General features: G+C 69.2%; 12 protein-coding genes. All 12 read right to left on the reverse strand.

The features are described 5' to 3' along the window. Positions 1-54: 54 nt before the first annotated feature. Entirely contained in the window at positions 55-1692 is a 1638-nt protein-coding gene (atpA, locus tag NCCP_RS13315) for a F0F1 ATP synthase subunit alpha (protein WP_149957771.1), read from the reverse strand. A gap of 103 nt (positions 1693-1795) precedes the next feature. Continuing rightward, on the reverse strand, positions 1796-2611 hold the full coding sequence (locus NCCP_RS13320; RefSeq protein ID WP_149957772.1) for a F0F1 ATP synthase subunit delta: 816 nt from the start codon (positions 2609-2611) through the stop codon (positions 1796-1798). After that, positions 2611-3159 carry a F0F1 ATP synthase subunit B gene (locus tag NCCP_RS13325; RefSeq protein WP_149957773.1) on the reverse strand — a complete coding sequence of 183 codons (549 nt, stop codon included), beginning with the start codon at positions 3157-3159 and terminating at the stop codon, positions 2611-2613. Before NCCP_RS13325 ends, NCCP_RS13320 begins: the two co-directional genes overlap by 1 nt. 50 nt (positions 3160-3209) lie before the next feature. After that, on the reverse strand, positions 3210-3425 hold the full coding sequence (locus NCCP_RS13330) for an ATP synthase F0 subunit C (protein ID WP_149957774.1): 216 nt from the start codon (positions 3423-3425) through the stop codon (positions 3210-3212). An 81-nt stretch (positions 3426-3506) separates the two neighbouring features. Continuing rightward, on the reverse strand, positions 3507-4313 hold the full coding sequence (atpB, locus tag NCCP_RS13335; protein WP_149957775.1) for a F0F1 ATP synthase subunit A: 807 nt from the start codon (positions 4311-4313) through the stop codon (positions 3507-3509). A gap of 88 nt (positions 4314-4401) precedes the next feature. After that, a complete protein-coding gene (locus NCCP_RS13340; protein WP_149957776.1) occupies positions 4402-4644 on the reverse strand; it encodes a hypothetical protein in 243 nt (80 codons plus the stop codon). Next, positions 4634-5125, reverse strand: a complete 492-nt coding sequence (locus NCCP_RS13345) for a Cg1360 family ATP-synthase-associated protein (protein WP_149957777.1) — start codon at positions 5123-5125, stop codon at positions 4634-4636. Before NCCP_RS13345 ends, NCCP_RS13340 begins: the two co-directional genes overlap by 11 nt. Positions 5126-5334: 209 nt before the next feature. Beyond that, a complete protein-coding gene (locus tag NCCP_RS13350; RefSeq protein ID WP_149957778.1) occupies positions 5335-6444 on the reverse strand; it encodes an MraY family glycosyltransferase in 1110 nt (369 codons plus the stop codon). Further along, positions 6441-7133 (reverse strand): L-threonylcarbamoyladenylate synthase, encoded by a 693-nt coding sequence (locus NCCP_RS13355; protein WP_149957779.1) that lies wholly within the window; start codon positions 7131-7133, stop codon positions 6441-6443. Before NCCP_RS13355 ends, NCCP_RS13350 begins: the two co-directional genes overlap by 4 nt. Before the next feature lie 4 nt (positions 7134-7137). Continuing rightward, entirely contained in the window at positions 7138-8034 is an 897-nt protein-coding gene (gene prmC, locus NCCP_RS13360; RefSeq protein WP_225873834.1) for a peptide chain release factor N(5)-glutamine methyltransferase, read from the reverse strand. A 7-nt stretch (positions 8035-8041) separates the two neighbouring features. Next, positions 8042-9124 carry a peptide chain release factor 1 gene (gene prfA / locus NCCP_RS13365; RefSeq protein ID WP_149957781.1) on the reverse strand — a complete coding sequence of 361 codons (1083 nt, stop codon included), beginning with the start codon at positions 9122-9124 and terminating at the stop codon, positions 8042-8044. A gap of 145 nt (positions 9125-9269) precedes the next feature. Next, on the reverse strand, positions 9270-10822 hold a 1553-nt coding region (rho, locus tag NCCP_RS13370), incomplete at its 5' end, for a transcription termination factor Rho (protein WP_149957782.1).

A 10822-nucleotide genomic window follows, 5' to 3' on the forward strand; every position in this document is an offset into this window, starting at 1 on the left:
CTTATCCGCTGGACGCGGTGCCGGCCAGGGCCGGCACCGCGTTGCGGATGGGGGTCAGCGCTTCTGCTTGACGATCTTTTCCTGGTCGACGTTCTCTTCGCCCAGTGCCGGGAACTCCTCGTGGCCCGCGGCAACGAGGTGGTTGTCGCCCACGCCGAAGAAGCCCTTCTTGAAGTCCGCGATGCTGGCCTTGAGTGCGTCCACCGTGGAGTCCTCGAGCACGTTGGTCTGGGCCAGCGTGGTCAGCACCTGGGTGCGGTGGCGCAGGTGGTCCAGGAACTCTGCCTCGAAGCGGCGGACGTCCTCGACCGGGACGTCGTCCAGGTAGCCGTTGGTGCCGGCCCAGACGGAGACAACCTGCTCCTCGACCGGGAACGGTGCGTACTGGCCCTGCTTGAGCAGTTCCATGAGGCGCGCGCCGCGGGTCAGCTGCTGCTTGGAGGCGGCGTCCAGGTCCGAGGCGAACATGGCGAAGGCCTGCATGTCGCGGTACTGGGCCAGCTCGAGCTTCAGCGTGCCGGAGACCTTCTTCATGGCCTTGACCTGCGCGGCACCACCGACGCGGGACACCGAGATGCCCACGTCGACGGCCGGACGCTGGTTGGCGTTGAACAGGTCCGACTGCAGGAAGATCTGTCCGTCGGTGATGGAGATGACGTTGGTCGGGATGTAGGCCGAGACGTCATTGGCCTTGGTCTCGATCAGCGGCAGGCCGGTCATCGAGCCGGCACCGAGCTCGTCGGAGAGCTTGGCGCAACGCTCCAGGAGGCGGGAGTGCAGGTAGAACACGTCGCCGGGGTAGGCTTCGCGTCCCGGCGGACGGCGGAGCAGCAGGGACACCGCGCGGTAGGCTTCCGCCTGCTTGGACAGGTCGTCGAACACGATCAGGACGTGCTTGCCGCCGTACATCCAGTGCTGGCCGATCGCCGAGCCGGCGTAGGGGGCCAGGTACTTGAAGCCCGCGGAGTCGGACGCCGGGGAAGCCACGATGGTGGTGTATTCCAGCGCGCCGTTGTCCTCGAGGGTCTGGCGCACGGCCGCGATGGTGGAGGCCTTCTGGCCGATCGCGACGTAGATGCAGCGGACCTGCTTGGTGACATCGCCCGTGGCCCAGTTGGCCTTCTGGTTGATGATGGTGTCGACCGCGATGGCGGTCTTGCCGGTCTGGCGGTCGCCGATGAGCAGCTGGCGCTGGCCGCGGCCGATCGGAATCATCGCGTCGATGGCCTTGAGGCCGGTCTGCAGCGGCTCGTGGACCGACTTGCGCTGGGTGACGCCCGGAGCCTGGAGCTCCAGGGCGCGGCGGCCCTCGGCCTCGATGGCGCCAAGGTCGTCGATGGGCTGTCCCAGCGGGTCGACCACGCGGCCGAGGAAGGCGTCGCCAACCGGCACGGAGAGGATCTCCCCGGTGCGGTAGACTTCCTGGCCTTCTTCGATGCCGGTGAAGTCGCCAAGCACGACGACGCCGATCTCGCGGGTGTCGAGGTTCTGGGCCAGGCCCAGGGTGCCGTCTTCGAAGCGAATCAGCTCGTTCGCCATGACGGAGGGAAGACCCTCCACCTTGGCGATGCCGTCGCCAGCCGTTGTGACGTGGCCGACCTCGACGCGCTCCGCGGTGCCCGGTTCATAGGACGCCGCGAAATCGTTCAAGGCATTGCGGACGTCATCGGCGTTGATGGTCAATTCGGCCATCTGCAGTCCCTGCTCTCCTAAATTGTGATCATCGCCTTGTTTCGCAGCGACGACCGGTGTGTGATGTCTGTTCTCGGGCGCCAGGCCAGGACCCCGAAGGGTCCTAGCCTGCCAGCCTCCGGCGGAGTTCCGCGAGGCGGGTCGCGGCGGTTGCGTCAACAACCTCGTCCCCCACAGCCACGCGGACGCCGCCAACTAGTGTCGGGTCGACGGTGACATTGATCTTCAGCTTGCGCCCGTAGAGGTTGTCCAGGCCGGCCTGCAGACGGTGGCTCTGCTCCGCCGTCAGCGGACGGGTGACGCTGACCTGTGCGATCCACCGCTGCTGCCGCTTGGCAACAAGCTCCAGGAAGCGCTGCACCAGTGCCATCGGCTTGAGGCCGCGCGGGGCGGCCACAGCCTGGGTCACCAGCAGGCGCGCAACCGCGCCGATCCCGGGCACAACCTTCAGGGCCAAGGCGCTGCGCGCCTTGGCCGGCGCCCGTGAATCGTCGAGCGCGCGCTGCAGCTCGTGGTTGGACCCGACCACTCGGTTGAACCGGAAGAGGTCCTCTTCAAGGGCCTCGAGGCCCGCGGGGCCGAGCCCCTGGTTCTCGGCGACGGCAATCGCCACCGACGCGGCCAGGGTCTCCAGTGCGTCCACAATGTCACGTGCCGAGCCCCAGCGCGCGGAAGCAAGGTCGGCGACGATGGCCACGGCGTCGGCCGAGACCTTCCCCGCCAGAAGCTGCGAAACCAGCGCAGCCTTGTCCTTGCCCTCGCGAGCCGGATCAGTCAGGGCGCGGAGCAGTCCGGGGTTACCGTCCAGAATGCCAAGGATGCCAAAGAGGTCCTCCGCCAGGGACAGGGTCGCCGTCGGCAGCTTGGCCTCCAGCGCGGCCTGCGCCGCGGACAATGACTCGCTCGATACACCTGCCATTATTTCGATGCACCTGCGCTCTGCTGGGACTCGAGGTCGGACAGGAAGCGGTCCACCACACGTGCGGAGCGGGCGTCGTCGGCGAGGGACTCGCCAACGATCTTGCCGGCCAGCGCGGTGGCCAGGGTACCGACCTCGTTGCGCAGGGACGCAACGGCCGCCTGGCGCTCCGCCTCGATCTGGACGTGGGCCTGCTCGGTGATGCGCGCGGACTCGGCCGCCGCCTTCTCCTTCAGGTCGGCCAGGATCTGTGCACCTTCGGCGCGCGCTTCCTCACGGATGCGGTTTGCCTCGGTGCGGGCGTCGGTCAGCTGCTGCTTGTACGACTCCAGCGCGGCGTTGGCTTCGGCCTGCGCGGCCTCCGCCTTGGCGATGCCGCCTTCGATCGCCGCCGAACGCTCTTCATAGGTCTTCTCGAATGCCGGAACGACAAACTTGGAGACGATGAACAGCAGGATGGCGAAGCCGATGACCGTCACCACGATTTCCCACACATTGGGGATCAGCGGGTTAGCGCCTTCAGCTGCGAGGATAACTGCGTTGTTCATATTTCACCCGTCTTTCTATAACCAGAGCCTGCGTTATGGAAGGGGTGCCGTTAGGCGCCGATAACGAAGGAGAAAACCAGGCCGAGGATGGCGAGGGCTTCGGTCAGTGCCAGACCCAGGAAGGCGATCGGCTGCAGGACGCGCTGGGCCTCCGGCTGGCGGGCAACACCGTTGATGTACGCGGCGAAGACGAGACCCACACCGATACCACCGCCGATGGCGGAGAGACCGTAGCCGATGAGGTTGAGAGAGCCGTGAACTTCCATTGTTTTCCTTTCAAGATGCCGCGCGCCTTACTGGCCCGCAACAGGTTGCTGGTTTTGCATCGATCCCCGCGAGGGGATGGTCTAGTGGTCCTCGGCCAGGGAGCCTTGGATGTAGATCGCGGTCAGCAGGACGAACACGTAGGCCTGCAGGACCTGGATCAGGATTTCGAACAGGTACATTCCGACGCCGCCCGCGAGGGTCAGCAGGCCCAGCGGCTTGAGCAGCCCGTCGGCCTCCAGGAGCAGGAAGGAGCTGCCGGCGGCGGAGAGCGCGATGATCAGGTGGCCGGAGAGCATGGTCGCGAAGAGACGGAGGCTGTGCGTGATCGGCCGGACGAAGAAGGTGGAGATGATCTCGATGACCACGATCAGCGGCAGGATGGCCTTCGGCACGCCGGAGGGGACCGTGGCGACCTTGAAGTAGCGCAGGCCGTGCTTCTTGATGCCCAGGCCGATCCAGAACACGTACACGATGCCGGCCAGCGCGTAGGCCGTGCCCACGTGGGAGGTGGTCGGCAGCTGCAGCAGCGGGATCGAACCGAACAGGTTGTTCACCAGGATGAAGAAGAAGAGGGAGACCAGCAGCGGGATGAACGGCCTGAAGTCGCGTTCGCCGATGACGTCCTTGCCCACCGAGTTGCGCACGAAGCTGTACGAGTACTCCCCCAGGAACTGGAACTTGCCCGGGACCATCGCACCGCGGCGGGAGGCCGCAACGAGGAACCAGGAGATCAGTGCGATGGAGAGCAGGACAAGCAGCATCTGCTTGCCGAAGCCGGTGCCGTATTCAGCCCCCCACGGAAGGATTTCGGGAAGATGCAAGTCTTCGAGGCCGGGGGCGTGGAAGCCGCCATTTTCAGTTTCCGCCGGAAGCGCAAGCGCGATCAACGCGTTTCCTCTCTGCAGGTGTCCGTCATTGGGCATGGTGGGTGGTCCGCCGCGGCGCGGCTGTCCCCCAAATGAAGTTTTTGGGCTGTCACGAATTTTCCTCCGCGCCGCGCCCGGGGGCGCGGTCGTCTCTGTGGAGGCGGGCCAGGTAGTACCCTCCGCCCGCACCCAAAACGGCGCCGACGATCCAGATCCAGCGGGTATGCAACAGGAAGTCCAACCCCCACCCTACCAAACCCCAGGCGAGGATCCCGCCAAGGACATAGGTGGCCAGGGCCCGGCGCCAGCTCATTCCGGCGGCGCGTGGGCCCCCGGTATTCTCAGTGCCCACGGGCACCTCCCTCCTGCGGCGCGGGGCCATCGGCCGGCTCGTCGTAAAGGCGCAGCCGCAGCTTGGAGAAGGCGCGCAGCTCGGCGGCCTGCCACACCACCACGGACGCGACGGCGGCGACGAAGAACCACAGCGTGTCCAGCCACTCGGGCCGTCCGACTCCGAAGGCCAGCACGCCGAAGCCAAGCACCTTGATGACGTACCCGGCCAGGAAGGCGCCGAGCGCGGCCGACGGGTTGCGCCGGCCGACCAGGTGGCCCACCAGCAGGCTGATGCCGAAGAACACGGCCACGAGCAGGCCGCCCGCGACGGCGCTGGCGGCGCCCGCCAGGGACCCGGAGACCAGGCCCGCGGCGGCGGCAAGCACCGCCACCAGGACCGCGGTGGCCACAAGGCAGGTGCGAAGGATCGCCAGCCAGGGCCCGGGGGTGGCCCCGGAGGCGGAGGGCACGGAAGGCCTACCGCTGCCATTGGTGGTCATGGTGGTCCCGTCGCTTGCGGTGCGTGGATCTGTGGACGGCGCCGGATGGGACGCCAGCGAAAATTCTACACGAGATAGAACTTCCACCCGCGCGTGTGACGCCGGGCCCGGACGTGCCGCCGGTCACACGCCTGCGGCGGCCGCCGGCCCTACCCCGCCCATGGGCCAGCCACGGGCCGGCCGCGCACCAACCTCACGGGAAAATGCGGCTAGCGGGCGTCCCGGGCGCCCCGGGCGTGGCGCAGCAGCGGGCGCATGGTCAGCCACGCGGCCCCGACCAGCAGCACGGCCAGCACGGGGATCAGCACGTTGGGATCGAAGAAGTTGAACGACACCGTGCCGAAGGCCACCAGCGCCGACCACAGGTAGAGCATCAGCACCGCCTGGCGGTGCGAGTAGCCGCCGTCGACCAGTTTGTGGTGCAGGTGCCCGCGGTCTGCGGAGAAGGGCGAACGCCCCCGGGCGGTGCGCCGGATGATGGCCAGGACCAGATCCGCCATCGGCAGCAGGATCACCGCGATGGGCAGGATGATCGGCATGTAGGCGGGCACGTTACGGAAGCGGAAGCCTTCCAGCGCATCGAGGTCGGTGGTCACCGCAATGGTGGCGACGGCCATCATCAGGCCGATGATCATGGCCCCGGACTCCCCCATGAAGATCTTCGCGGGGTTGAAGTTGTGCGGAAGGAAGCCCAGGCACGAGCCCAGCAGCAGGGCCATCAGCAGGGCGGAGTAGTTGGAGTGGTCGTACTCGTTGATGGTGCGCGCCAGCAGGTAGCAGTAGATGAAGAACGCGGCGGCGCCGATGGCCGCCATGCCCGCGGCCAGCCCGTCCAGGCCGTCGACGAAGTTGATGGCGTTCATGGTCAGGACCACCAGGAAGGTGGTGAGCACGATCTGCAGGGGCTCGCTGGAAATGTGGATCCAGCCCACGGGCATGGCCTCCAGCCGGACGCCGGAGAACGCGACAGTCAACCCCACCAGCGTCTGGCCGGCGAACTTGACGTACCAGCGCAGGTCCCAGATGTCGTCGGCCACGCCGATCAGCAGGATCAGGCCGGCCGCGGCCACGACGCCGAGCACCTGGTCCGTGTCGCTGAAGACGCCCTCCAGGAAGGGGATCCGGGACGCCACCAGCAGGCCCGCCAGGATGCCGGCGATCATGGCGACACCGCCGAGCTTGGGGATGGGGCTCAGGTGGACGTCGCGGTCGCGCAGCGGAGCCGAGCCCATGACCCTCAGGCCCAGCCGGCGCATCACCGGCGTGAGCAGGTAGGACGCCGCGAACGCAACGCCCATGAGCAGGATGTAGACCCTCATGGCTGCGTGGCCGGCTCCTCGCCCAGTCGTTCTTCGCCCAGGCCGAGCACGGCGGGGACCACGCGGCGCAGCTCCTCCAGCGGCAGGGCCCCCTGGCGGACGACGGCGGGCACCGGGCCGGTGCAGTCGACGATCGTGGAGGCCAGGGACTCCCCCGCGACCGGGCGCCGGCCGTCCTCGAGGTAGACCGCTACGGCGCCGCCGAGCTGTTCCTCGGCCTCGGCCGCGGTGGCCGCGGCGGGGTTTCCGGTGCGGTTGGCCGAGGACACCGCCAGCGGGCCGGTGGCCTCAAGAAGCTCGCGGGCCAGCGGGTCGTCCGGGATGCGCAGCGCGACGGTTCCCCGGGTTTCCCCCAGGTCCCAGGTCAGGGAGGGCTGGGAGCGCAGGATCAGCGTCAGCGGGCCGGGCCAGAACGCCTCCGCCAGCGCGCGGGCGTCCCCGTTCACCTCGGTGGCCAGCCCGTCCAGGGTGGCCGCGTGCGGGATCAGGACCGGCGGCGGCATGGTGCGGCCGCGGCCCTTGGCCGCCAGCAGCGTGGCTACGGCCTGCGGGGAGAACGCGTCCGCGGCAATGCCGTAGACGGTGTCGGTCGGCAGCACCACGCACTGCTTCGCCGCGATGGCTGCGCGGGCGGCCTCGAGGCCGGCGGCCTTTTCCTGTTCATTCTGGCAGTCAAAGCGTGATGTCACGGGGTCATTCTTCCATGCGAATCTGTGGATTGCGGCGGATGCCGGAGGTGCAGCGGTCGCGCCCGGCGAGGTCCTGGTGGGTCGCCACCGACTCCCAGTCGCCGCTGGAGCGCAGCAGCGCCGCAACCGCCGGAGCCTGCACCTCGGCGTGCTCCATGACAAAGAACCCTCCGGGCTTGAGCAGCCGGGCCGCGGTGGCCGCCGCCGCCGCGGGCAGGCGCATTCCGTCCTCGCCCCCGCCGTACAGGGCCATCTCGGGATCGTGGTCCCGCGCCTCGGGTTCGTTGGGGACCGCCGCGGCGGGAATGTAGGGCGGGTTGCTGACCACGACGTCGAAGGTCCCGTTGCGTTCGGGAAGGGCCGTGGCCAGGTCCCCCAGGACCAGTTCCACCCCGTGCGGGGCCAGGTTGCGTTCGGCCCAGGCGTGGGCAAGGTCACTGAGCTCCACGGCCACCACGCGGGCCCCGGGCACCTCGGAGGCGAGGGCGGCCGCGATTGCGCCGGACCCGGTGCCCAGGTCGGCGACCACCGGCGCGGGCAACAGCGCGGCGCGGTCAATCGCCAACTGCGCCACCGTCTCGGTCTCCGGGCGGGGAACGAAGACCCCCGGTCCCACGGCCAGCTCGAGGTGGCGGAAGTGGGCGACGCCGGTGAGGTGCTGCAGCGGGATGCGCCGGCAGCGCTCCCCCACCAGGTCGTCGAAACCGTCCGGGACGGGCGCCCCGGCCAGCGCCAGCGCGGCCACGCGGCCGCGTCCGACGCCCAGCAGGTGGGCGGCCAGCAGCTCGGCGTCCACGCGCGGGGTCGGCACCCCGGCCACGGAGAGCCGGGCCGCGGCCTCGCGCAGCGCCTGGTCCAGGTCCCGGTCCGCGCCCTGCGGGCCGGTACGGGCATCAGGCACCGGGGACCTACTTCTTCTCGTCGGCGAGGGCATCGAGGCGGGACTGTTCGTCCATCTCAATGCAGGACTGGATGACCGGCTCGAGGTCCCCGTTCATGACCGCGTCGAGGTTGTACGCCTTGTAGCCGGTGCGGTGGTCCGCGATGCGGTTTTCCGGGAAGTTGTAGGTGCGGATGCGCTCGGAGCGGTCCATGGTGCGCACCTGGGAGGCCCGGGCCGCGGAGTTTTCCGCGTCGATCTGCTCCTGCTGGTGGGCCAGCAGGCGGGAGCGGAGCACGCGCATCGCGGCTTCGCGGTTCTGCAGCTGGGACTTCTCGTTCTGCATGGCCACCACGATGCCGGTGGGCAGGTGGGTGATGCGCACCGCGGAGTCGGTGGTGTTGACCGACTGTCCGCCGGGGCCGGAAGAGCGGTAGACGTCGATCTTGAGGTCATTCTGGTGGATCTCGATCTCTTCGGGCTCGTCGACCTCCGGCAGCACCAGCACCCCGGCGGCCGAGGTGTGGATGCGGCCCTGGGACTCCGTCACGGGAACGCGCTGGACGCGGTGCACGCCGCCCTCGTACTTCAGGTGCGCGTAGACGCCCTCGGCGGGGTCGTTGGAGGTGCCCTTGATGGCAACCTGCGCGTCCTTGTAGCCGCCGAGGTCCGACTCGTTGTAGGAGATCATCTCCGTCTTCCAGCCCTTGGACTCGGCGTAGCGCGTGTACATGCGCAGCAGGTCGGCGGCGAACAGGGCCGCCTCGTCCCCGCCCTCGCCACCCTTGACCTCGAGGATCACGTTGCGGGCGTCGTTGGGGTCACGCGGGATGAGCAGCCGGCGCAGCTTCTCCTCGGCGGCCGGCAGGGCCTCCTCGAGTTCGGCCACCTCGGCCGCGAAGTCCGGGTCCTCGTCGGCCATCTCGCGGGCGGCCGCCAGGTCCTCGGTGATCTGCTTCCAGCGCCGGTGGGCCTCGACGATGCCGTTGAGCTGCGCGCCGCGGCGGCCCAGCTTGCGGGCCAGCGCCTGGTCCTGGTAGACGGCGGGGTCGCTGAGCCGGCGCTGAAGCTCGGCGTGCTCGTCGAGCAGGCCTTGGACGGATTCGAACATGGTGGTCATTCTCTTTCTCAGGACGGATTCGGGGGTTTGCACGACGGCGGCAGGGGGCCCGCGCGGGCGCCGTCGTCCCTCCCGCGTTAACGGCCGAAGCCCAGGCCCGCCGTGCGGTGCACGGCGGGCCTGGGCGGCTGGGACGCTAGTTGTCCTTGGTTCCGAGCGTGGTGCGGTTCACCAGCATGAGGAACTCCGCGTTGGACTGGGTGTCGCGGATCTTGCTCGTGAGCAGCTCCAGCGCCTGCTGCGTGTCCAGGCCGGAGAGCACGCGGCGCAGCCGCCACATGATCTTGACCTCGTCCTGGGACAGCAGGTTCTCCTCGCGGCGGGTGCCGGAGGCGTTGACGTCCACGGCCGGGAAGATGCGCTTGTCCGCCAGCTGGCGGGACAGGCGCAGTTCCATGTTGCCGGTGCCCTTGAACTCCTCGAAGATGACCTCGTCCATCTTGGACCCGGTCTCCACCAGGGCGGTGGCCAGGATGGTCAGCGAGCCGCCGTTCTCGATGTTGCGCGCGGCGCCGAAGAAGCGCTTCGGCGGGTACAGCGCCGAGGAGTCCACACCACCGGAGAGGATGCGGCCGGAGGCGGGGGCGCTGAGGTTGTAGGCGCGGCCCAGGCGGGTCATCGAGTCCAGCAGCACCACGACGTCCATGCCCAGTTCCACCAGGCGCTTGGCGCGCTCGATCGCCAGCTCGGCGACCGTGGTGTGGTCGTCCGCGGGACGGTCGAAGGTGGAGGCGATGACCTCGCCCTTGACCGTGCGCTGCATGTCCGTGACCTCTTCCGGACGCTCGTCGACGAGCACCATCATGAGGTGGACTTCCGGGTTGTTGATCGTGATCGCGTTGGCGATCGACTGCAGGATCAGCGTCTTGCCGGCCTTCGGCGGGGAGACGATCAGGCCGCGCTGGCCCTTGCCGATGGGGGCAACCAGGTCGATCACGCGCGGGCCGACCAGCTTCGGGTCGGTCTCCAGGCGCAGCCGCTCGGAGGGGTAGAGCGGGACGAGCTTGCTGAACTCGACGCGGTCCTTGTTCTCCTCGACCGGCTTGCCGTTGACCGTGGTCATGCGGACCAGGGCGTTGAACTTCTGGCGGGCGGCGGCGGCGTTCTCGCCGTCGCGCGGGGCGCGGATGGCGCCGACGACGGCGTCACCCTTGCGCAGGTTGTAGCGCTTGACCTGGTTCAGCGAGACATAGACGTCGTTCGGCCCGGGCAGGTAGCCGGAGGTGCGCACGAAGGCGTAGTTCTCCAGCACATCCAGGATGCCGGCCACCGGCAGCAGGACATCGTCCTCGGTCAGCTCGGTGTCGTCGACCTCGACCTGGTTGCGGCCGCGGCCGCGGCGGCGCTCGTTGCGGTCGTTGCGGTCGCGGGTGCGGTCGTTGCGCTCGCGGGTGCGCTCGCGGCGGGAGTCGCGGGTGCCCTGCTGCTCGCGCTGGGCCGCCTCGCGCTGCTGGCCCTGCTCGCGGGATTCGCGCTGCTGGCCCTGCTCGCGGGATTCGCGCTGCTGCCCCTGCTCGCCGGCCTCGGCCTCGCGCTCCTCGCGGCGGTTGCGGTTGCGGTCGCGGCGGTTGCGGCCGGTGCGTTCGGGGCGCTCCTCGGCAGGGGCCTCGACGCCGGCGGTCCGTGCCGCCCCGCCCTCGGCGGCTTCGGCGGGGGCTTCCGGGGCGGCCGTTTCGGCGGCGGTCGTCT

The sequence above is a fragment of the Zafaria cholistanensis genome, from assembly GCF_008580665.1.
GTDB classification, from domain to species: Bacteria; Actinomycetota; Actinomycetes; order Actinomycetales; family Micrococcaceae; genus Zafaria; species Zafaria cholistanensis.